Here is a 21,212-nt window from a genome sequence, read left to right as displayed (position 1 = left end):
ATTATCCGCAATATCGCCATCAATCTTGCTCGTTTCAGTGGCTATGATTCTCTGACCAAGGCAGAACGATTTCTTGCCCATGACATCGGCAAGCTATTTTTACTTCTAGAATGAATTATCCCTGGGGTGATCGCCCAGTATTGGTTGCTGATAACGGTGAAATATAGCAACCGCAGTGAGTAAATCAGCCAATAATATCTTGCAAAAATTGCAGCGCTGGAGGATAACACACTCAGGCAACTAAGTCTTTCTCATACCAGAAAAACTGAAAATATAAAGTCTATGAGATTTCTGGTTTGATGTCGCGGAGCATTAGCTCCTCTAGCGCCTGCCTTGGTGTAACTTTGCCTGCTAGCAACTTATGTACTTGGGTTGTAATTGGGATAGAAATATTGTGTTGCTGGGCGCGTTGTAGCAATACTTTGGCTGTATTTACGCCTTCGGCGGTTCCTTCTAAATTAGCCAAAGTTGCTTCTATTGTTTTACCTTGAGCGAGTCCATAGCCTACTTGATAATTGCGGCTTAAGGGACTATTGCAAGTAGCAAGCAAGTCACCCAAGCCCGATAAACCGTAAAAAGTCTCGGTTTTTGCCCCCCAACTATTACCAATGCGTACTATCTCTGTAAGTCCGCGCGTGAGTAGCGCCGCTTTAGCATTTGTGCCTAGCTGTAAGCCATCACAAGCCCCCGCCGCGATCGCCATCACATTTTTTAATATCCCACCTAGTTCTACTCCCAGGGGGTCAAAGTTTGTATAAACGCGGAAGCGCAATGAAGAAAAAGCGGTTTGCACTATTTCCGCCGCGCCAACATCGATACTAGCTACCACCGTTGCGGCGGGTAAATTTTGCTCAATTTCTTTAGATAAGTTGGGTCCGCACAATACAACTACAGGATGAGTAGGAAAGGCAGAGCGCCAAATCTGCGCTGGGGTGAAAGTTGTCGCAGGTTCTAAGCCTTTGGTAGCACTGACAAAAATTGCTTGGGGATTAATAGACAAAGACTGAATCTCCGTAGCGACGGCCCTTACACCTTTCATCGACACTGCCGACAAAACTATCTCAGCCCCCTCTAGAGCGTCCTTTAATCCCAAAGAACCGCTACGCGACCATAAACGAACGTTATGACCGTTGGCGGCGGCTAGTTTGGCTAAAATCGTTCCCCAAGCACCCGCACCCAAAATAGCGATCTTTGTCTGGCGCACAGCTATTTACGCGGGTAAAGTTGCATTAATTCTCTAACTTTTTCAGCATGATAGGAGCTACGAGTTAGAGGCGACGATACTACTTGCAAAAATCCAATAGTTTCGCCAAAAAGCCGCCAAGTATCAAATTGTTCGGGCGTAACAAAGCTTTGAACTTGCAAGTGTTTTTGACTTGGTTGCAAGTATTGCCCCAAAGTTAGAATATCGCAGTCTACTCTTCGCAAATCTGTCATCACTTGCCGAATTTCCGCGTCCGTTTCCCCCAAACCGACCATTAAGCCAGACTTAGTATAAACTCTTGGAGCAATCAGGCGCGACTTCTTTAATAATTCTAAAGTGCGCTCGTAATCCCCTTGGGGGCGAGTGCGACGATATAAGCGGGGTACGGTTTCTGTATTGTGATTTAGGACTTCTGGCGCTGCAAGCAAAATTGTTTCTAAAGCTTGCCAATTTCCACACAAGTCGGGAATTAATACCTCAATGGTTGTTTGGGGTGATGTAGCCCGAATTGCCTCAATGCAGCGTACAAATTGACTTGCGCCGCCATCGGGTAAGTCATCTCGATTTACCGAAGTAATGACTACATGATTTAATTTTAGTCGCTCTACCGCCTGCGCCAATCGGTCGGGTTCCGTTGCATCTAATGGTTTGGGCTTTTTCTCAAAATCAATATCGCAATAAGGACAAGCGCGCATACAAGCAGGTCCCATAATTAAAAATGTCGCTGTACCTGCGTTGAAGCATTCGCCAATATTTGGGCAAGAAGCTTCTTCGCACACCGTATTTAGGCTCAAGTCTCGGAGAATTTCTTTAACGTTACCGACGCGCTCCCACTGAGGCGCTTTTACCCGCAACCACTCTGGTTTGACAGTCACAATTAGTTTTTAATATAGGTGTTAATCAGCATCGATCTTAACAGACAAGTTGCCCTAGAAAGCGATCGCACTTTAGCAATCATCTATCTTTAAATTTAGCCAACGTTTCATCACACCAATTTATTAATGCCTTGGTGACGTGCAATTTATAACTAACAGTCATCAACCAGTAGGGAAAATTTGGGTTATCTGTGCCTTTTTCTAGCATTTCTTGCTCAATAGCTTGGTACTTTTGCAGTAATTGCTGTTGCAGTTCTCGAAATTGCTCTACGTGATGAATATTATCTGCTACTGCAACCTGTTGTCCAAAAAACAGCTTCAACAAAATCTCGATTCTTTCTACTTGGGGTTCCGCAGGCTCAATTAGCCAGCTTTGCAACTCTTGTTGACCCTTTTGGGTCAGCTTATAAACGTGGCGATCTGGTTTGCCTAGTTGCTCTTCAACGGCTTGCGTTGCCAGGTTTTGAGCTACCAATTTCTTCAAAATCGGATAAATCTGCCCGTAGCTTTCATTCCAAAAGTTGCTCGTACTGCGTTCAATTTTCTTCTTAATGTCGTAACCCGACATCGGGCTTATAGCCAATAAACCCATAATCGCATATTTGCTTTTGTTTTCTCTTGACATTATAGTTTCTAGATATATATCTTTTAGATACAGAAATAAAGGAAGCGTCGTTGAGTCTCAAAAACGGCAGTTAAAGAAACTATTACCGGAGGTATACACTTTGTCGATATTTTCCTAGGAATAGAGAACGGTTTTGAGGAATAAGAGGCAAGTCTTAGCTCATCTTTAGCCTAAGACTGCTTAAACGCAATAAAGGAGTAATATGCAAGCATTTGTAACTGGCAGTACCGGACTACTTGGCAATAACTTAGTGCGATTATTAGTCGAACAAGGCTACAAAGTCAAAGCATTAGTACGCTCAAAAGCAAAAGCAGCCAAGCTTTTTGGCGATTTGGATGTATCGCCAGTTGAAGGCGATATGCTCAATATCGACAGCTTTGCCTCAGAACTAGCAGGATGTGATGTGTTATTCCACACTGCTGCTTATTTCCGGGAATACTATCAACCGGGAGATCACTGGCAGATGTTAGAAGATATTAATGTTACAGGCACAATAAAATTACTCACCGCCGCAGAAAAGCAAGGGGTTAAAAAAGTAGTTTATATCAGTTCCACTGGTCCTGTAGGCATGAACGCCGCTAATGTTCCGGGTGATGAAGCAACGCCAAACGATCCAGAAGCCGTAAAAAATCTGTATTTTAAAAGTAAAGTTGTGGCGGAGGCGGCGATCAATGATTTCTTGCAGCAACACTCGCTACCAGTGACGTTAATTTTACCAGGATGGATGTTTGGACCAAAAGATGCTGCACCAACAGGTAGTGGTCAATTGGTGTTAGATTATCTGGCGCAAAAAATCCCAGGGATTTTAGACGGGGGAACTTGTATGGTAGATGCGCGGGATGTCGCCCAAGCGGCGATTAATGCTGTAGAAAGAGGAATTAGTGGCGATCGCTATATTGTTGCGGGACAATATTTGAGCATGGAAAATCTGTTTAAAACTCTAGAAAAAGTTACTGGTATTCCTTGTCCCCAACGCCGCTTTCCTTACCAGGTGACGCTGGTATATGCCTGGATTGCAGACATTTATGCGCGTTTGACAGGGACAAAATCAGTCCTTCCCCTTGAAGGTATCCGTACCATGCACCTAAAAAAGCAAGTAACTTCAGCTAAAGCAATTTCTCAATTGGGAGCTACTTTTCGCCCCTTGGAGCAAACTTTAGGGGATGTAGTTGATTGGTATTATCAAAATCCCATCAAGTCCTAATTTTGCCCAAATTTTTTGGAGAGAAATTGAAGGTACTTGCACCGATCGCCCGGTGGAGAGGAAAATAGAGAAGGGTTTGCACTAGGAGAAGCGCGCAGTGAGTCAGGAATTTGATTACGATCTAGTTATTATTGGCGCTGGAGTAGGCGGACATGGCGCGGCTTTACACGCTGTTAGTTGCGGCTTGAAAACGGCAATTATTGAAGAAGCGGATATGGGCGGAACTTGTGTAAATAGAGGTTGCATTCCTTCCAAAGCCTTACTTGCAGCTTCGGGTAGAGTCCGAGAATTACGCAATGCTCATCACCTCAAATCTTTGGGAATTGAAGTCGGTAGTGTAGAATTTGACCGCAGTGCGATCGCGCATCATGCCAATAATCTTGTTGCTAAAATTCAAGGGGACTTAACTAATAGCCTCAAACGCCTGAGTGTAGAGATAATTCGGGGTAGAGGTCAGTTAGCTGGATCTCAAAAGGTGGCGATCGCAACTGACAATGGCGAAAAGATTATCACTGCTAGAGATATTATTCTCTCCCCTGGCTCAATTCCTTTTGTCCCCCCAGGGATTGAAATTGACGGCAAAACTGTTTTTACTAGCGATCAAGGCGTAAAGTTGGAATCTTTACCCGATTGGGTAGCAATTATTGGTAGCGGTTATATCGGCTTAGAATTTTCTGATATCTACTCTGCTTTGGGTTGCGAAATTACAATGATTGAGGCTTTAGATCAGCTAATGCCTGGTTTTGACCGCGATATTGCTAAACTAGCCGAACGAATCTTAATTACTCCCCGCGATATTGAAACTCACGTTGGCGTAATGGCAAAAACAGTTACTCCTGGAACCCCAGTAGTAATTGAACTAGCTGATTTTAAGACCAAAGAAGTTATCGATACTATTGAAGTAGATGCTTGTTTAGTCGCCACCGGACGCATCCCCGCCACGCAAAACCTCGGCTTAGAGACGGTGGGTGTAGAATTAGACCGCCGGGGCTTTATTCCTGTAAATGACAGTATGGCGGTGCTATCTGCCGGGGAAGTAGTACCGCATTTGTGGGCGATTGGCGATGCTAACGGTAAAATGATGCTGGCTCATGCGGCTTCTGGTCAAGGAATTGTCGCCGTAGATAATATTTGCGGACACGAACGAATTGTAGACTACCATAGTGTTCCCGCCGCCGCCTTTACGCACCCAGAAATCAGTTATGTAGGCATGACCGAAACCGCCGCCAAAGAATCGGGAAGCAAAGAAGGCTTTGAAGTGGGTGCAGTGAGAAGTTATTACAAAGGTAACTCCAAAGCGATCGCCGAAGGAGAAGCCGACGGCATGGCAAAGCTAATTTATCGCAAAGATACTGGGGAAGTGTTGGGAGTGCATATCATCGGATTACACGCTTCCGATTTAATACATGAAGCCTCGGCTGCGATCGCCAATCGTCAAACCGTACATACTCTAGCGCACTTAGTCCACGCTCACCCGACCCTATCGGAAGTATTGGACGAAGCTTACAAACGCGCGATCGCATCTTAGAGAATGAGAGAAAAGGTATGGTTTGTAAAAGTTAGATCCCCTAGCCCACGGCAATAAAGCGGGAAGCATAGCTATACCGCTTTTTGCCTTCCCTTTAAAAAGGGGGACTAAGAAATATTTTCCCCCCTTTTTAAGGGGGGCTAGGGGGGATCCAATGCTTGGCTACCAACTTTAAAAATTCCTATTAAATTTAAACTTGTTGACACACAATGCAAATTCGTCGTCGTCCCCCCAACCGTGCTATTGCTCTTGAAAGTATGCGCTATCAGGTCGTTGTACCGGGCGCTGAACCCAACAATATTTTAGAAGAAATTGTTTGGCACAAAGAAGATGAAGTTAGTAGGCTGCGAGAAAAATTACCTTTAGCGGAGTTGCAGCAGCAAGCACTTTTAGCTGCTCCCTCGCGGGATTTTATTGGTGCATTGCGCCAAGCCAAAACTCACCCCGCATTAATTGCCGAAGTCAAAAAAGCATCGCCAAGTAAAGGTGTAATTAGAGCCGATTTCGACCCAATAGAAATTGCGAAATCCTATCAAAAAGGCGGTGCAGCGTGTTTATCTGTTCTTACCGATGAAAAGTTTTTTCAAGGCAGCTTTGGCAACCTAACTCAAATTCGGGCGGCGGTAGACTTGCCTTTATTATGTAAGGATTTTATCTTATATCCTTACCAAATGTATTTAGCCCGCGTCCGGGGAGCGGATGCGGTACTGCTAATTGCCGCAATTTTAACTGACCAAGACTTGCAATATTTTAGTAAAATTGCCAAAGCTTTAAAGATGGCGGCTTTAATTGAAATCCATACTATAGAAGAACTCGATCGCGTTTTAGCTCTAGATGGTGTAACGCTAGTTGGTATCAACAATCGCAACCTGGCAGATTTTTCTGTGGATTTGCAAAATACTTGCTCGATATTGGCAGAACGAGGACAGCAATTACAAGAGAAGAATATCTTAGTTGTCAGCGAGTCGGGATTGCATCAAGCCCAAGATTTGGCATTGGTAGCGCAAGCAGGAGCAAAGGCGGTATTAATTGGAGAATCGCTAATTAAACAGCCAGATATCGAAAATGCGATCGCGCAATTATTTTCAACTTCGGGGCAAAAATAGGGAAAGAGTCGGACATAAGCCGGGTTCTGTTCTTGGCTAGAGAAATCCCTATCCAAGGGCGGTTATCTATCTGGGACGATTGTTACCAAGCGCCTCAAGCGGTTCTTAGGCAGTGGAATAGGTAAAAGACCAACCATTATCCCTTTGACCTTGCTTCCAACCGGGGTTTACCGAGCCAGCGTCTCTCGGCGCTGCTGGTGCGCTCTTACCGCACCTTTGCACCCTTACCGTTTTCTATTGAAAACGGCGGTATCTTTCTGTGGCACTATCCTCGCGATCGCTCGCACTGGGCGTTACCCAGCAAGTTTGGTCTTTCGGAAGCCCGGACTTTCCTCAGATTAGCTGCCGTGCCTAATCTGCAACCACCTGCGCCTACTCTTTCCCCATATCAAGTGTAGTCGCGCCTGGTACAGTTACAATGCTTTGCTCTAAAACTGCCATTGAAACCCATCTGGGGGAAGACGATATTTTTATAGTTATTTCCTAACATTCATACAAGTAATCAACCTAAATAAAAGGATGTTTCTGTATGTTTGTCAATAAAATATTCAAGCGTCTGACTTTAACAATTGCCAGTGTAATGCTAGTAGGTATGGCGTGGTTATCAACTCCTGCTACGCCCGCACAAGCTTCACCATTAACCGATTTAGCAAGTATGCAAATAGTTGCCGTTGCTCCTAAAGGAACTATTCAACCAAAAACCGATGAGGTAGGTTTTGACGAACTAGAAAGCGGCAAAGAAGCAGCAAAAATCATTCCTAAAGATTTGGGCAACTCTAATAAAGATATCAAAGGTCGCATTGAACGCGCGGCGGGTGAACTAGGCAACGATCAGTATCAGCGCGTTTTTGGTGGCGTAACAGAAGATACCAAACTTAGCGAAGCTGAACGCAAAATAGAACAAAAAACTAATCGTTAGACAAGTCTGCAAATAATAGTAGAAAATACTTCTTTTAGTCCGCGTCCCAACGGGCTATTTTTTATGCTGTAAATCCTTTAACTTCTAGCAAATTTTCGGAATCAGCCTATTAGGAGGTGATATATACAAAGTTGTCATGGTGGGTGCTGAAAATGAGGAGTTTGAGAAGTGGAAAGCTGCTTTTATCCCTTCTGGCGAATGGACGAGTTTAAATGCCCCTAAGTAACCGCGCCAGCTAAAGAAACCTATGTAGTTGGGACACAAGCAATTAACTCTAAACTAAAGCTTGATTCTGCCATTAAATAAGACTAATGAATACCAACTACTCACCAAAAAATATTCTCGCAGCAAGAGCGCGGCTAGGAGAAGGAACACTTTGGCATCCTGACGAGCAATTGCTGTACTGGGTTGATATTTACAACCATCGCGTCCACCAATTTAATCCAGCTACAGAGGCGACTAATTTTTTTGATGTCGGTGAAGTTGTCGGCTGTATTGCACCCGCCGGGGCTAATCGCCTAATTATGGGTCAACGCCATCGCCTTGCTTTTTTGGATACTAGCAATGGTAAAGTTACGCCAATTGTAGATATAGAAGATAATCCCGATATCCGTATCAATGATGGTAAGTGCGATCGCGCTGGGCGTTTTTGGTTTGGTTCGATGAGTAGTAGTGGTAAACCCCAAGGTAGCCTGTATCGTTACGATCTTGATGGCTCGTTGCACGTTATCCAAACTGGACTAACTGTATCTAATGGGTTGGGGTGGAGTCCAGACGATAAAACTTTTTATCTAACAGATTCGCCGCTCCAAACTATCTATGCTTTTAATTTTGACTTTGAAAGTGGCAATATTCGCGATCGCCGAGTATTGATAGATTTAAAGGCTGAATCTTTTTTCCCCGATGGTTTGACGGTAGATAAAGATGGTTGTATTTGGTCGGCGATGTGGGATGGTTGGTGTATTATCCGGTTTGACCCCACAGGTAAAGAGATGATGCGGGTAATGATGCCTGTTCAACGTCCAACTTGCTGCACTTTTGGCTCTGTTGGCTTAGAGACGCTCTACATTACAACTGCCTCCGTGGGTTTGAGTGAAGCTGAGATTCAAAACAGCTTCTATTCTGGGGATTTGTTTAGCCTCCAAACTGATACTTCTGGTTTGCCTGCTCGTCATTTTAGCGGGTGAAACGCGATGCTTATTCCTGCTTCCCCAATCGCTTACACAAGCGCCCTAGCTCAGCTTGCTCCTCTAAGCTCAAAATACTCATTTGCCGGGCAATTTCTGCTACATGAGCCGGGAATATGTCGCTAATTAGCTGTTTGCCCGCGGGGGTGAGGGATACAGATATACATCGGCGATCGCCTACTTCGCGATCGCGCTGCACTAACTGCCGCTTTTCTAAGTTATCAACTACTAAAGTAATATTTCCGCCACTTTTAAGTAGTTTCTCTGCTATATCGCGCTGGTGCATTGCCCCCAAGTGAAACAATACCTCTAGCACCGCAAATTGAGTCACTGTTAGCTTGTGACTTTCTAAATGGCGATGGATGCGATGAGTTGCTGATTCTGTGGCTCTGACAAGCTTAATGTAAGCATCTAAAGCTGTAACTTCTGCGACTGTACCTAAATATCGAGTTCCCATTAATTATTTCTACATTGAATAATTCAATGTTAATTTAAGACTTTAATTTCTGTTGATTCTACAGGGCTGGGGTATTTATTCCAAATAGTTACTACCGTACCAGTACCTTGCTTATTTGGAGCTAAGGCGAGATATAAGGGGAGATCGCTACCTTTGGGAGTTAGTTTATAAAGTCCGCCACCAGCAACATAAGTACCGCTAGGTTCTACAGTAAAATTTGCAATTTCTAACTGCAAACGGAAAAATTCTTCAAATACTGTATCAGGGCTTTTATCAGGAACTTGGGCAACTTTACCGACAATATCGGGGTTTAGCTTGCCGTCAGGCTGGGTAAACATTTGCGCTTCCGCCATGACTTCGTTGGGCTGCTCTACAACTTGCCAGCTAGGATCAACAGGTACGCCATTAATTTCCTTGGTGGCGATGGTTGCGGTACTGGGCGCTCCGGAAGGAATAACTGGCGGTGGTGGGAGCAATTCTTGATTTTTTGGATCTAGCTCAATTTCTGTCTGTTGGGGGGGAGCAATGGCGATTGGTGACGTGGGCTTTTGAGGACTTGGGGCGACAACGGGGCGAGGGGACTTAGCAACAGTAGATGGTGTTTGTTTTGTGGCTAATACTTTTTGTTGCACCTTGGGGCGACTACTAGCTACAGGAGTGGGTGTGGTTTTAACTACCCTACTGACAGGCACAGGTGAAGGCGTTACTGGAGTTAGCTTGACTAACTTTTGGGGCTTTTTTATCGTCGGTATTTCTGAAGAAGGAATTGGCATTAAAAGTAGCAAGCCATGCAAGCCTATGGAGGCTAACCACATTAGTTTCCACATTGTACTTAATGGTGCAGGTAAGTTTTTGGTGTACGTCATGCAATTAATTATTCTCTACTTGTACTACACCAAGTTCTGAACTTACTTTCAACTAAGTCCTAACAGCTACAGACTAATTGTAAAGCTTAGTTGTAATCATTTGCAATAGTACCAAGCTGAAAAACTGCTGCAATCTCTGTAAGATAGACATTTAGTGATATTTTTGCACCACTATTAATTAAAATAGCTTGCAAAAACTTCTTAAATAAATTGTCTAATTGATGGTATTTATTTTAAATGAAAAGCTAACGTCTGTCTGGGAAAGTTGACGGCAAGGATTTACCAAAACTTTGCCCTGGAATGAAGACAGTTATTTACAAGTAGAGGATAAAGTTAGTGGCAAGTAAGTTAGGGAAAATTTCTGCTGTTGTAGCGGCGGTACTTATAGGTGGGGGAATAGCTTTCAGTAGTAAAGCAGCACAACAACAAACGTTGACTATCTATTCCGGTAGAGAAGAAAAATTAATTGCGCCCTTAATTGCCCAAGCTGAGAAAGATTTGGGGATGGATATTGAAGTCCGTTACGGCGATACAGCAGAACTTGCGATCGCATTACTCGAAGAAGGCAAAAACAGCCGCGCGGATGTATTTTTTGCTCAAGACGCGGGCGCTTTAGGAGCTTTAGCTAAAGAAAAACGCACTCTGCCTATTGCCAAGACTTTACTTACAAGAGTAGAGCCACAGTTTCGCTCCCCGGCGGGGCAATGGATCGGTGTTTCAGGGCGAGCGCGAGTAATTGACTACAACACAAAGCTAGTCAAGCCAAGCGAATTACCTACCTCGGTGGCTCAATTAACTAATCCCAAATGGCGCAATAAAGTAGGCTGGGCCCCTGCAAATGGTTCTTTTCAGTCTTTTGTTACCGCCATGCGCTTGCTAGAAGGCGACCAAAAAACCTTGGCATGGTTAAAGGCAATGAAAGCCAACGGCGCTAGAGATTATGCCAAAAATGCAGCGATCGTGGAAGCTGTCGGTAAAGGTGAAGTCTCATTAGGTTTGGTCAACAACTACTATCTCTATCGGTTTACCAAAGATAACGCCAATTTTCCAGTAGCTCATCACTATACTCGCCGAGATGCAGGAGCAATGGTGAATGTAGCAGGTCTTGCGGTGTTGAATACCACCGACCAAAAGAGCGACGCTGACAAGTTTTTAGCTTATATGCTCTCTCCCAAAGCTCAAACTTATTTTGCCAAAGAAACTAACGAGTATCCGCTAGTAAAAGGCATTCAAGCATCGCAAAAACAAATTCCCCTCAGTCAGCTTCAGCCACCAAAAATTGACTTAAGCAACTTGTCTGACTTGCAGGGAACTATAGCGTTACTTCAAGAAGCAGGGGTACTTTGAGGCTAAAAGCTTCCCAGCCGCCGTTATTTTTAGTCGCTATTGCTGCAATTACGGCAGTAGCGATTAGTTTGCCTTTGACTTATCTCGTAATTAGGACGGCGGGTGTAGGTACAGAAAACTTAATTGACTTAGTATCTCGCCCCCGCACCTTAACTGTATTGCTCAATAGTGCGGGTATGGCAGCCTTAGTTACTCTAGCTAGTGCTTTGATTGCCGTACCTTTGGCTTTTTTGACTTTACAAACTGATTTACCTTGGCGAAAGTTTTGGCTAATTGTCACTACCTTACCTCTAGCCGTACCTAGCTATGTCGGTAGTTTTGCCTTAATTGCTGCTTTTGGACCCAAAGGTAGCTTATTGCAGCTATGGTTAGAGCCTTTAGGGGTAACTGAGTTACCTGAGATTTACGGCTGGTTTGGGACTATTTTGGCGCTGACACTGTTTACTTATCCTTACTTACTGCTCAGCGTCCGGGCAGGGTTGATGTTAATCGACCCGGCGACCGTAGAAGCGGGGCGGAGTTTGGGCTTAAACCAGCTAAGTACGTTTTTTCGGGTATTGTTGCCGCAATTGCGTCCATCTTTAGTAGCTGGCGGGTTGCTGGTCGCTTTGTATGCTTTAAGGGATTTTGGCACGCCTTCATTGATGCGGTTTGATGCTTTTACGCGGGTAATTTTCCTGCAATACAAGTCAAGTTTCAATCGCAACCAAGCGGCGGCGCTGGCGATGCTGTTGGTTGCTTTGGTGCTAGGGATTTTGTGGCTAGAGTATAAAGTGCGATCGCGCGGCGTTTATTACAGTCGCAATAGTGCGATTGTTCGTCCACCTGTAATAGTAAAACTGGGCGCAATTAAAAAAATAGTTGCTTTATTGTTTTGCGCGATCGTTGTTAGCCTAAGTTTAGTGTTACCTATGGGCGTAACCTTGTTTTGGTTGTGGCGAGGATTGACAAGTAGCAATGGGGCGTATGGTACGGCTTCCTGGAGTGCGATCGCGCAGCCAGCCCTTAATTCAATTGCGGCAGCAGGTTTTACGGCGGTAATTGCGACTATTTGCGCCATCCCTGTAACGATTTTGGCGGTGCGATTTCCTAGCCGCTTGACTACAGCAATTGAGCGGTGTAGTTATATTGGTTTTGGTTTGCCAGGAATTGTCGTAGCAATATCTTTAGTATTTCTAGGTTCTCAATATTTGCCTTGGTTGTACCAAACTTTGCCAATGCTGGTATTTGCTTATTTGGTGCTATTTTTGCCCCAATCGGTAGGCACAATTAGAAGTTCGCTGTTGCAGTTGCATCCGCAGCTAGAAGAATCAGCGCGGCTTTTGGGGCGTACTCCTTGGCAGACATTGAAAGAAATTACTTTTCCTTTGGTGCGTCCGGGGGTGTTGAATGGGGCGGTTTTGGTGTTTTTGACAGCGATTAAAGAATTACCCGCAACGTTGCTATTAGCCCCTATTGGCTTTAATACATTGGCAACAGAGATTTGGAAAGCGACAGAAAATGTTTCTTTTAGCGATGCGGCGGTAGGTTCTTTGGCAATGCTAGTAGTTTCTATGGGTTCGACTTTGCCCGTGTTGTTGCACGAGCAGAAAACAAACCAAAGATAGGATGAAAAAGAGTTATGGAGAGTGAGATTTTACGGCTTGATGGTGTGAGTAAGTGGTTTGGCGAAAGTCAAGCGGTTAATGACGTGAGTTTGAGTTTGCCCCAGGGCATACTAGCTATACTTGGTTCTTCTGGTTGCGGGAAAACTACGCTGTTAAGGTTAATTGCTGGCTTTGAGCAGCTGCAAGCGGGAACTATTGAGATTGCTGGGCGCAAGGTTGCAAGTAAAAGTCGCTCTGTTCCACCAGAACAGCGCCATTTAGGGATGGTGTTTCAAGATTATGCTTTGTTTCCGCATCTGACGGTGGCGCAAAATGTTGGTTTTGGATTGAAAAAGCAAGAAAAAGATGCGGTTAGGCGGTTGATTGAACTTGTGGGGTTGACTGAACTCGAACACCGCTATCCTTATCAGTTATCGGGAGGTCAGCAGCAAAGAGTAGCTCTTGCTCGTGCTTTGGCTCCTCAGCCGCCATTGGTGCTATTGGACGAACCTTTGAGTAATTTGGACGTGCAGGTAAGGCTGAGGTTGCGAGAGGAAATTAGAGATATTTTGAAAGCGACAGGAACCTCGGCAGTGTTTGTGACTCACGACCAAGAAGAAGCATTAGCGATCGCAGATCTAGTCGCTGTCATGAGCAAAGGCAAGCTAGAGCAAGTAGGTACGCCGCAAGAAGTGTATACGCAGCCTGCTTCTCGGTTTGTGGCGGAGTTTGTCACGGGAGCCAATTTTATCCCAGCTTTTCGTCAAGGGCAGTTGTGGGCGACCGAGGTGGGCTGTTTTGCGGCGGATAATAACCAGCAAGAGCGAGTAGACTTGATGATTCGCGAAGAAGATTTGCTGCTAGAACCTACCGAAACCGATGGGGTGGGAGTGATTCACAATCGGCGCTTTTTAGGGCGAGAGTATCGCTACTGCGTGCTTACACCTTCGGGACAAGAACTACACGCCCGGACTACTACTAGCCAGATGCTCCCAGTAGGTGCGAAAGTAAGGTTAAATGTAGCAAGTACAATAAAAATATTTCCTGCTTAAGCATTGCTGGCTCATGAGCAAATCTCTAGATATAAATCTTTCTACAGAAATCGCCGAACGCATTGGTAGTAAGGCTAATAAATGTTTTGATAATGCTTATCAGGCAGCTTTGCTAGACGACCGCTATTTGTACGTTCAAGGCTTTTTAGTTGTAGGAGTTGAGCCGTATTCAGTTATGGAATATGGCTGGATTGAGCTTGACGACCAAATTATCGATCCTACTTTTGTTGCTTTGAGTCTAGATGCTCAATATCTCTCCTATTTTCCCGCCCAAAGCTTGAAAAACAAGCAGCTTATTGCCGTCATTGAGGAATCGAAAGAAGATTATCCTGAAGACGATCCATTGCCTATCTATGGCACTGCGCCTTATGAATACTACGGCGAAATCATGCTGGGTGGAAAGGATTATTTAGCTGCCTACCAGGCGGCGGAAGCCAAGTGTATAGAATTGTCTCAGCAAGAGCGCGATCGCAATTGATAATGGAGGTTAGCGGACTCGAACCGCTGACATCCTGCTTGCAAAGCAGGCGCTCTACCAACTGAGCTAAACCCCCAGGAGCAGATTGTATTATAGTTGATAACGATCTTTTAATCAATCGCTCCTTTGCAGACATCTATCAATTTGCGTCCAGAAATGACTTACATAGTTGCCTCTTTTTATAAATTCGTACATTTGCCAGACTTTGCAGCCAAGCAACAACCCCTCTTGTCTTACTGTCAAGTTCAAAATGTCAAAGGCTCGATTCTTTTGGCAGCCGAAGGAATTAATGGCACAATTGCTAGTATTTCCTCCCAAAGCATTGATGCTGTTATCTCTTTTTTGCGTTCTGACTTGCGTTTCAAAGACTTGGAGTACAAATTATCTTCTGCCGAGTCTCCACCTTTCGAGCGGATAAAAGTGCGCCTCAAGCGGGAAATTGTCACCCTTGGATTGCCAGAAATCGATCCACTCCAGCAAGTTGGCACTTATGTAAGTCCTACTGAATGGAATGCGCTGATTGAAGATCCGGAAGTAACAATTATTGATACTCGCAACGATTACGAAGTAAATATTGGCACGTTTAAAGGAGCGCAAAACCCCAAAACTAGCTCATTTAATCAATTTCCCGACTATATCGAGCAACACTTAGATCCTGCCAAGCATAAAAAAGTAGCCTTATTTTGCACAGGTGGGATTCGCTGCGAAAAAGCTTCCTCTTTGCTATTGTCTCAAGGCTTTGCCGAAGTTTATCACCTCAAAGGCGGCATCCTAAAATATTAAGAAGAAGTCCCCGCCAGTGAAAGTTTGTGGCAAGGAGAATGTTTTGTTTTTGACGAACGAGTAGCATTGCAGCACGGTTTGCAACCGGGAACTTATCAATTGTGTCGTAGTTGTGGTAATCCCGTTGCGCGATCGCCTAATAATGAAAATGTAAATTGTCCTCACTGCCCAACTAAGGCAGTTTCCTAGCTAGAGTCAAACCATCTGCAATCGGCACTAAGCTTAGGTTTATGCGCCAGTCTTGGTGCAGTTTTTGATTAAAAGCACGAATATTATTAGTACGATTATCTTGAATATTTGGGTCTGCAACTCTCCCCGACCACAGCACATTATCAATTGCAATTAGCCCCCCAGGACGAACTAATTGCAAAGCTTGCTCGTAGTAAGTATCGTAATTACTCTTATCTGCGTCAATAAAAGCAAAATCAAAAGTATCAGCTTCGCCTTTAGCTATCAACCGAGCGAGAGTATCTTGGGCAGGAGCGAGATGCAGGTCAATTTTATCGATTACCCCCCCTTGCTGCCACCAATGACGGGCAAACTCGGCATATTCTTGGTTGACCTCACACGCCACTACTTTGCCATCCTGGGGCAACGCGATCGCCACTACCAGGGCGCTATAGCCTGTAAACACTCCTATATCCAAAGTTTTCTTAGCGCCAATTAACTGTACGAGCAACGCCATAAATTGCCCTTGCTCTGGTGCAATCTGCATTTGAGCCATTGATTGACTGGCGGCGGTGGCTTGCCTAAGTTGAGCTAATACATCTGCTTCCCGTAACGAAACAGCAAGCAAGTAGTTGTAAAGCTGCGCTCCAATTCCTAATGTTTGATTCGCCATTAATCTTTGCGGACTTTAAACGTACCTACGGAAGTTTGCAACTGCTGTGCCACTTCTACCGTCCGTTTAAGCGACTTTGATACTTGGCGCGAAGAAGAAGCCGTTTCTTGGGAATTGAGCGCCAGGTTCTTCATTAATTGGGTTACAGCTTGAGCAGTTTTTGCTTGCGATACGGTAGATTGAGAAATTACTTGGACTAATTCATCAATTTTGCGCGATACCTGCAATATTTCCTCCAAACTTTGCTTGGTATCTTCCACCAGATGAGCCCCTTCATTTACCTGAGTGCTACCTAGTTGCATGGCTCGAACTACTTCGCTAGTTTGCTGTTGGATATTTTCTAGCACTTGCTCGATTTCTTTGGTTGCTCCGGCAGCTTTAGTTGCGAGTTCCCCTACTTCTTCGGCTACTACAGCAAAACCTCTACCTTCTTCCCCGGCGCGAGAAGCTTCAATACTGGCATTGATGGCAAGTACATTGGTTTGCAAGGCAATTTGGTTAATTAAAGTTGTAACTTTAGAAATTTGCTGAGATGCTTCGCCTAAATTTTTGACTTTTTTGGCAGTTTGAGCGATCGTGTCGCGCAAATTTATAATACTAAACACGGTGCGCTCCATTGCCACTCCACCAACTTGGGCGCTAGTTGAAGCATCGCGGGCTACTTGGGCTGCAAGTCCGGCGCTATCTGCCACCGCTTGGATAGATAGGCTCATTTGCTCAACCGAGTCAAGAGTGCTGACAATTTCGGTATTTTGCTTGACAGCTTCCTCCGCAAGCTGCCGAATTGCCCCTTCATTTTCGTTGATAGAAATATTTACTTTGTCCGTAGCGTGTTTTACAGAGGTAACAATTTCTCTGAGGCTCTCGACGATCGCATTGAAAAAATCGGCAACAGTGCCAATTTCTCCGGTACTAACTTCAGCCCTTACCGTCAAGTCTCCACTGGCGGCTCCTTCTACTTCGCTGAGCAACTCTACCAATTGATTTTGCAGCAATTCTTTTTGTTCCCGTTGCTCTTGCGACACTACTTCCGCCGCACTCCGGGATTTTTCTACTTGTTCCAACAAATTTGCTTGATCTAAAGCAAAGCCAATTTGAGCCGCTAACTGCGTAAATAAATTAATTTCTGACTCCTGCCAGTTGCGTGGTTCCGAGCAATGATGAGCAATCAATAAACCAAGCAATTGTTTATCTTTAAGAATTGGTGCAACTAAGTTGGCTTTAACTTCAAACCTCTCTAAAGTTTTGATATGGCACTCGGTTAGTCCAGCATGATAAATATCATTAATACCTCGCACCCGACCATTTTTATAATTTTTTATATGATGATCTTTAAAACAAGGATCGTCAATAGTTTCTGTGAGAGCTTGCGTCCAGCCAGGTACAACCGATTCAGCGATTACTGTACCGCTCAAATCAGGGTTAAAACCATAAATAACTACTCGTTCGGTGTGCATAATCTTTCGCACTTCTCGAACTGCGGTTTTGAGGATGTCGTCTAAGTTTAGAGAGCGGCGGATGCGTAAAGTAATATCTGTAAATGTCTGGGCCGCATCGGTTGCTGATTCTTGCTTTTTGAGCAAAGTTTGCAGTTGTTCAGCCATACCATTGATATTAGCGCCCAAAACTGCTAGTTCATCAGAGCCTTTAACAGCCAAGCGCGTGTCTAGGTATCCTTCTCCTAATTGGCGCACGGCGGTTGATGCGGCTATAACTGGGCGCAAAGCTCTATTTATAAACCAAGCAGCGATCGCAGCTACAATCAGCGCAATCGCTCCTGTGGCTATGGCTAAAGTTACTATCGAAGCATCACGGGTGCGGGTGGCAAATAAGGCATCTTCATCTTGAGTAACTAGCACGCTCCAGTTTAGTTGGGATGTTCCGGCAACCTTGCCCACCGGAGTATAAGATATCAAATACCATTTCCGATCTAATAAATTTTGCTCTACGTTGCTACCAACGCTCTTTACTTTTTGTAATTGAGCCGCTACCTGGGGAAAAATCTCTTGAGCATCTTTGCCTATGTAATCCGTATTATCTGTGGGTGCAACGACAATTTTTCCAATGTCATTAATTGCATAATATTTTTCGGGTACATAGCCACTAATGCTTTGCGTCAACTGACTGGCTTCCTCTTGAATAATATTATTAAAATATTTTAGGGGAGTACGCGATCGCACTATAGCAATTGTTTCTCCCGTGCGCGTACTTACCACTGGTGCAGCTACAAATATTGAATATTCTCCTGTTCCCGACGATCTTCTAGGAGGAGTAATTACGGGGCGATTAGTTCTTAAAACTTCTTGAAAATAGTTAATTTCATTGTAGTTGGGGATTACTGAACCTGCCGACTGAAATAAAACATTTCCGTCTAAATCTATAACTGCAATACTGTCGTAGCTGGGGTTATCTTTAATGTAGCGATTTAAAATTGCTTGCTTGGCTCTAGTTGAAGTTGTGGCTCTAGTCGTTGGATTATTAAGAATACTTAATTGGGATAGAGTTTGAATATCTCGGTATTGTTGAATTATAAATTGATTTATTTGGTTAGATAAAGCGATCGCTCTAGCTTTTTGTTGCTGTTGTAAGTTGTCGGTAATTTTTTCTGTAGTTATATAGGTTGCTATTGCCCCAATTAAAATAATTGGTAGTACGCTTAAGGCAATTACCAAAGCTGTTGCTTTAGTTTTTAGACTTAATCCTTGCTTAAACTTGGAGCGATTTTTTTGCGGTTCCGTACCTTTTAAGCTCGTCGAGCGATCGTCTAAAATTGTGTTATTTTCTTGTTCCTCTGGCGATCGCTCAATGAATGATTCTGGCTCAAATTTTGTTTTCATGACATTCTCAATTAATATTGCTCTAGCCAACTAATAGGGCTGTATTTTAGGTGAATTAGCAACCTTTTCTGCATCCAAAACTATCAATATCTCATTTTCTTGAGGAATACACCCGCTTACATAAGGCGCTAAAGAAGTAAATAATTCTGTTGGTGCTTGGCTGCTTTGGCGGGGAAAATGCGTTACACCTTTGACTGATTGTACAACTAGCCCCAATTTTACCCGCCCGACATGAATAATTACGATCTGATACTGTTGGGCAATCGGCTCGGTTGTCGGTAAATTCAGTAGTTGTGCTAGATTAACTACCCAAAATACCCGACTGCGACGATTTAATAAGCCTAGTACGCATTTGGGCATATTTGGCATTGGTGAAAGGCGGGCTTGCGGAACAATTATTACTTCTTGTGCATACTCCATTAGCAACAAAGCTGGAGTTTGCCGATTTAAGTAAAAACTTAAATAACCATCACTGGCGCGCTTACTTTCTGGCTTGATTAGCGGTGCAGTTTGATAACTATCCATTAATTAACCCACGACAGATTTAATTGCTAGAAGTAGCTGCTCTTTTGTAAATGGTTTTGTAACATAAGCCGCAGCACCTTGTTTTTTCCCCCATAGTTGGTCTATTTTGCCAGATTTTGAGCTGCAAATAATAATTGGCATTTGCTCGGTCGCTGGGTTATTTTTAAGTTGACGACATAATTCAAATCCGCTCATTTCTGGCATTACTACGTCAGTTATAATTGCGTCTGGTTGTTGTTTTATTGCCGCAATTAAAGCATCTTTAGCATTATCTGCCATAATTACGGTATAACCACCATCGCGCAAATATCCAGCTATCAAATCTAGTAGCGATGGCGTATCTTCCACTAATAAAACTGTACTCACTGGTTTTGTCGTCGTCCTCCTAATGGTTTTATTAGGATAAATGCCTAAACACAATTTTTAATAAGTCTGATTGAGTAAAAGGTTTGGTTAAATAGCCTGATGCTCCTACCATTCTAGCCTTAACTCTATCTATAATTCCAGTATTTCCTGTCACCATAATAATCGGTGTTATTTTAAAAAATGAGTGATTTCGTAACAAACGACATAGCTCGTAGCCATCTATTCCTGCCATTTTTACATCAAGCAAAATCAAGTCTGGCTTGATTCTAACTATCTGCATTAAAGCTTTAATAGGATCGCTAATTGTAGAAACAGCAAAGCTTTCATCATCCAAAAAATAGCTTAATTCTTTTAGCATCGCTGGGCTATCATCTACGCAAACAATTTTGTAGGTTTTTTTGTTTACTGCCGTGTCTGGCAAATTATTAATTTTCTCGGCAATAACATTAGTTGCTTCAGAATTACGTGGAGGAATTTCTGGCAATTGAGCCGGGGGTGCTTGAGCTAAAGAACTAGGGGTAGAACTTTTATAAGTGATAGTTTCTGGCGTTTTTTGATAACTTACTATTGATTCTTTTGCACCTTTGACGAAGGGCAAACTATCAAATGGTGCATGGGGAGGCTGTAATAGTATATTTCCTGCTTTAATATACGGGTACAAGCTCTGAGCTAAACGCAGTTCATCTTGATTGAGCAAAATAGCTAAATGCCGAAAACTAAATCCTTTTAAAATTGCGGTTAATTTTTGCTTTAGTTCGGGAGAAAGTTTATAATTTTTAGAAGAAGAAGCTAAATAAGGGCATTGATAAGGCGAGTTAATTTCTGGTGTTAAAGCTTGCCAATTTTGCAACTGCTTTTGAGCAAATTTAACTAAAGTTGACAAGTCAAGTCTACAAAAACTTGCCGTTTTGTCAGAAACACTACTCAATTGGTAGCTACCTTCTTCAACTAATAAAAACGATTCGATAACTTCTTTAACTAAGCCTTCAATTAAAATTTTTGCTTGGTCATTATTTAGATATTTATGCTCAATCAGCCAACAAATAGCTTGATAGTCAAGATTTATATTTAATTGTTCTCCCTCCGGCTCATTTTCAAATATCAACCTTAATTTAGTGCGAGTTTCATTGCTCAAGGATGGTATTTTGTGGGCTAGGCGGCGGAGATGGCAATCTAGACGATCGAAAGGTTCTACAGAATGGGAAGCATAGGTGATTTTGCCCTGTTTTAGATAAATTGACCAAGCAACTGAGTTGCTAAATACTGTTAAACGAGCGCTATCGTAACAGGTAGATAAGTGGGTTAATAAACTGAGCGGGCGTAGTTTTTGAAAGGTTCCACAGCTAGTCATTCAGCGCTTATTCCTTACAGCAAATGTTAGTATTTTCAAGCCTAAAAAAGTTTTAAGACCCCAGTAAAAGCTCGC

General features: G+C 43.5%; 19 protein-coding genes, 1 tRNA gene, 1 other RNA gene and 1 pseudogene. 10 read left to right on the top strand and 12 right to left on the bottom strand.

Translation table 11 applies throughout. The features are described 5' to 3' along the window. Window positions 1-280: 280 nt before the first annotated feature. From AC2VE5_RS13690 to AC2VE5_RS13680, 3 genes are all read right to left on the bottom strand, one after another. Window positions 281-1,204: an NAD(P)H-dependent glycerol-3-phosphate dehydrogenase gene (locus AC2VE5_RS13690; RefSeq protein ID WP_486888301.1), complete on the bottom strand. Its 924-nt coding sequence runs from the start codon at window positions 1,202-1,204 to the stop codon at window positions 281-283. Window positions 1,205-1,206: 2 nt separating this feature from the next. Then, the gene (gene lipA / locus AC2VE5_RS13685; protein ID WP_486888300.1) at window positions 1,207-2,079 is read right to left on the bottom strand and encodes a lipoyl synthase; all 873 of its coding nucleotides are present in this window, start codon (window positions 2,077-2,079) and stop codon (window positions 1,207-1,209) included. 79 nt (window positions 2,080-2,158) lie between these two features. Further along, complete coding sequence (locus AC2VE5_RS13680; RefSeq protein WP_486888299.1) at window positions 2,159-2,704, bottom strand: PadR family transcriptional regulator; 546 nt, start codon at window positions 2,702-2,704, stop codon at window positions 2,159-2,161. A 202-nt stretch (window positions 2,705-2,906) separates the two neighbouring features. On the opposite strand from AC2VE5_RS13680, the gene AC2VE5_RS13675 reads away from it, so the two are divergent. The 3 genes from AC2VE5_RS13675 (at window position 2,907) to trpC (ending at window position 6,542) form a co-directional block, all read left to right on the top strand. Next, complete coding sequence (locus tag AC2VE5_RS13675; RefSeq protein WP_486888298.1) at window positions 2,907-3,908, top strand: SDR family oxidoreductase; 1,002 nt, start codon at window positions 2,907-2,909, stop codon at window positions 3,906-3,908. Between the two features lie 97 nt (window positions 3,909-4,005). Further along, window positions 4,006-5,436, top strand: a complete 1,431-nt coding sequence (gene lpdA / locus AC2VE5_RS13670) for a dihydrolipoyl dehydrogenase (RefSeq protein WP_486888297.1) — start codon at window positions 4,006-4,008, stop codon at window positions 5,434-5,436. Between the two features lie 209 nt (window positions 5,437-5,645). Then, entirely contained in the window at window positions 5,646-6,542 is an 897-nt protein-coding gene (gene trpC / locus AC2VE5_RS13665) for an indole-3-glycerol phosphate synthase TrpC (protein WP_486888296.1), read from the top strand. On the opposite strand, the gene rnpB is transcribed toward trpC, so the two are convergent. Continuing rightward, window positions 6,543-6,921, bottom strand: an RNA gene (gene rnpB, locus AC2VE5_RS13660) — RNase P RNA component class A. A 150-nt stretch (window positions 6,922-7,071) separates the two neighbouring features. Here rnpB and AC2VE5_RS13655 point away from each other — a divergent pair. Together AC2VE5_RS13655 and AC2VE5_RS13650 are read left to right on the top strand one after the other, a co-directional pair. Then, the gene (locus AC2VE5_RS13655) at window positions 7,072-7,461 is read left to right on the top strand and encodes a hypothetical protein (protein WP_486888295.1); all 390 of its coding nucleotides are present in this window, start codon (window positions 7,072-7,074) and stop codon (window positions 7,459-7,461) included. Window positions 7,462-7,772: 311 nt separating this feature from the next. After that, window positions 7,773-8,648 (top strand): SMP-30/gluconolactonase/LRE family protein, encoded by an 876-nt coding sequence (locus AC2VE5_RS13650; protein ID WP_486888294.1) that lies wholly within the window; start codon window positions 7,773-7,775, stop codon window positions 8,646-8,648. A gap of 10 nt (window positions 8,649-8,658) precedes the next feature. On the opposite strand, the gene AC2VE5_RS13645 is transcribed toward AC2VE5_RS13650, so the two are convergent. Together AC2VE5_RS13645 and AC2VE5_RS13640 are read right to left on the bottom strand one after the other, a co-directional pair. Beyond that, window positions 8,659-9,105 carry a MarR family winged helix-turn-helix transcriptional regulator gene (locus AC2VE5_RS13645; protein WP_486888293.1) on the bottom strand — a complete coding sequence of 149 codons (447 nt, stop codon included), beginning with the start codon at window positions 9,103-9,105 and terminating at the stop codon, window positions 8,659-8,661. Between the two features lie 29 nt (window positions 9,106-9,134). Next, the gene (locus AC2VE5_RS13640) at window positions 9,135-9,971 is read right to left on the bottom strand and encodes a hypothetical protein (RefSeq protein ID WP_486888292.1); all 837 of its coding nucleotides are present in this window, start codon (window positions 9,969-9,971) and stop codon (window positions 9,135-9,137) included. Window positions 9,972-10,307: 336 nt separating this feature from the next. Between AC2VE5_RS13640 and AC2VE5_RS13635 the strand changes: the two genes are divergently transcribed. From AC2VE5_RS13635 to AC2VE5_RS13620, 4 genes are read left to right on the top strand one after another with little or no spacing between them, the layout of a single operon-like run. Beyond that, the gene (locus AC2VE5_RS13635) at window positions 10,308-11,318 is read left to right on the top strand and encodes an iron ABC transporter substrate-binding protein (RefSeq protein WP_486888291.1); all 1,011 of its coding nucleotides are present in this window, start codon (window positions 10,308-10,310) and stop codon (window positions 11,316-11,318) included. After that, window positions 11,315-12,925 carry an ABC transporter permease gene (locus AC2VE5_RS13630; protein ID WP_486888290.1) on the top strand — a complete coding sequence of 537 codons (1,611 nt, stop codon included), beginning with the start codon at window positions 11,315-11,317 and terminating at the stop codon, window positions 12,923-12,925. Before AC2VE5_RS13635 ends, AC2VE5_RS13630 begins: the two co-directional genes overlap by 4 nt. A gap of 14 nt (window positions 12,926-12,939) precedes the next feature. After that, on the top strand, window positions 12,940-13,956 hold the full coding sequence (locus AC2VE5_RS13625) for an ABC transporter ATP-binding protein (RefSeq protein ID WP_486888289.1): 1,017 nt from the start codon (window positions 12,940-12,942) through the stop codon (window positions 13,954-13,956). Between the two features lie 13 nt (window positions 13,957-13,969). After that, entirely contained in the window at window positions 13,970-14,434 is a 465-nt protein-coding gene (locus AC2VE5_RS13620) for a hypothetical protein (RefSeq protein WP_486888288.1), read from the top strand. A 3-nt stretch (window positions 14,435-14,437) separates the two neighbouring features. Here AC2VE5_RS13620 and AC2VE5_RS13615 read toward each other — a convergent pair. Beyond that, a tRNA-Ala gene (locus AC2VE5_RS13615) sits at window positions 14,438-14,510 on the bottom strand. Between the two features lie 80 nt (window positions 14,511-14,590). Here AC2VE5_RS13615 and trhO point away from each other — a divergent pair. Further along, a pseudogene (gene trhO, locus AC2VE5_RS13610) lies at window positions 14,591-15,406 on the top strand (oxygen-dependent tRNA uridine(34) hydroxylase TrhO). Here the strand turns inward: trhO and AC2VE5_RS13605 are convergent. From AC2VE5_RS13605 to AC2VE5_RS13585, 5 genes are read right to left on the bottom strand one after another with little or no spacing between them, the layout of a single operon-like run. Continuing rightward, window positions 15,390-16,058 (bottom strand): class I SAM-dependent methyltransferase, encoded by a 669-nt coding sequence (locus tag AC2VE5_RS13605; protein ID WP_486888287.1) that lies wholly within the window; start codon window positions 16,056-16,058, stop codon window positions 15,390-15,392. The pseudogene trhO and the gene AC2VE5_RS13605 sit on opposite strands and share 17 nt — an antisense overlap. Then, entirely contained in the window at window positions 16,058-18,895 is a 2,838-nt protein-coding gene (locus AC2VE5_RS13600; protein WP_486888286.1) for a methyl-accepting chemotaxis protein, read from the bottom strand. Before AC2VE5_RS13600 ends, AC2VE5_RS13605 begins: the two co-directional genes overlap by 1 nt. 30 nt (window positions 18,896-18,925) lie before the next feature. After that, window positions 18,926-19,420 (bottom strand): chemotaxis protein CheW, encoded by a 495-nt coding sequence (locus tag AC2VE5_RS13595; RefSeq protein WP_486888285.1) that lies wholly within the window; start codon window positions 19,418-19,420, stop codon window positions 18,926-18,928. A 3-nt stretch (window positions 19,421-19,423) separates the two neighbouring features. Then, window positions 19,424-19,786, bottom strand: a complete 363-nt coding sequence (locus AC2VE5_RS13590) for a response regulator transcription factor (protein WP_486888284.1) — start codon at window positions 19,784-19,786, stop codon at window positions 19,424-19,426. Between the two features lie 31 nt (window positions 19,787-19,817). Further along, window positions 19,818-21,137, bottom strand: coding sequence for a response regulator (locus AC2VE5_RS13585; protein WP_486888283.1), 1,320 nt, complete (start codon window positions 21,135-21,137; stop codon window positions 19,818-19,820). Between the last annotated feature and the right edge of the window lie 75 nt (window positions 21,138-21,212).

Source organism: Aliterella sp. E5.1, assembly GCF_057473825.1.
Note: the sequence above shows the minus strand (reverse complement) of the source record. Positions and strands in the feature narration are given on the sequence as shown.

What these genes read in the sequence shown, in the direction of transcription:
- AC2VE5_RS13680 (WP_486888299.1), bottom strand. Translation starts at nt 2,704, where the DNA reads ATGTCAAGAGAAAACAAAAGCAAATATGCGATTATGGGTTTATTGGCT.
- AC2VE5_RS13675 (WP_486888298.1), top strand. Translation starts at nt 2,907, where the DNA reads ATGCAAGCATTTGTAACTGGCAGTACCGGACTACTTGGCAATAACTTA.
- trpC (WP_486888296.1), top strand. Translation starts at nt 5,646, where the DNA reads ATGCAAATTCGTCGTCGTCCCCCCAACCGTGCTATTGCTCTTGAAAGT.
- AC2VE5_RS13655 (WP_486888295.1), top strand. Translation starts at nt 7,072, where the DNA reads ATGTTTGTCAATAAAATATTCAAGCGTCTGACTTTAACAATTGCCAGT.
- AC2VE5_RS13650 (WP_486888294.1), top strand. Translation starts at nt 7,773, where the DNA reads ATGAATACCAACTACTCACCAAAAAATATTCTCGCAGCAAGAGCGCGG.
- AC2VE5_RS13645 (WP_486888293.1), bottom strand. Translation starts at nt 9,105, where the DNA reads ATGGGAACTCGATATTTAGGTACAGTCGCAGAAGTTACAGCTTTAGAT.
- AC2VE5_RS13640 (WP_486888292.1), bottom strand. Translation starts at nt 9,971, where the DNA reads ATGACGTACACCAAAAACTTACCTGCACCATTAAGTACAATGTGGAAA.
- AC2VE5_RS13625 (WP_486888289.1), top strand. Translation starts at nt 12,940, where the DNA reads ATGGAGAGTGAGATTTTACGGCTTGATGGTGTGAGTAAGTGGTTTGGC.
- AC2VE5_RS13620 (WP_486888288.1), top strand. Translation starts at nt 13,970, where the DNA reads ATGAGCAAATCTCTAGATATAAATCTTTCTACAGAAATCGCCGAACGC.
- AC2VE5_RS13605 (WP_486888287.1), bottom strand. Translation starts at nt 16,058, where the DNA reads ATGGCGAATCAAACATTAGGAATTGGAGCGCAGCTTTACAACTACTTG.
- AC2VE5_RS13600 (WP_486888286.1), bottom strand. Translation starts at nt 18,895, where the DNA reads ATGAAAACAAAATTTGAGCCAGAATCATTCATTGAGCGATCGCCAGAG.
- AC2VE5_RS13595 (WP_486888285.1), bottom strand. Translation starts at nt 19,420, where the DNA reads ATGGATAGTTATCAAACTGCACCGCTAATCAAGCCAGAAAGTAAGCGC.
- AC2VE5_RS13585 (WP_486888283.1), bottom strand. Translation starts at nt 21,137, where the DNA reads ATGACTAGCTGTGGAACCTTTCAAAAACTACGCCCGCTCAGTTTATTA.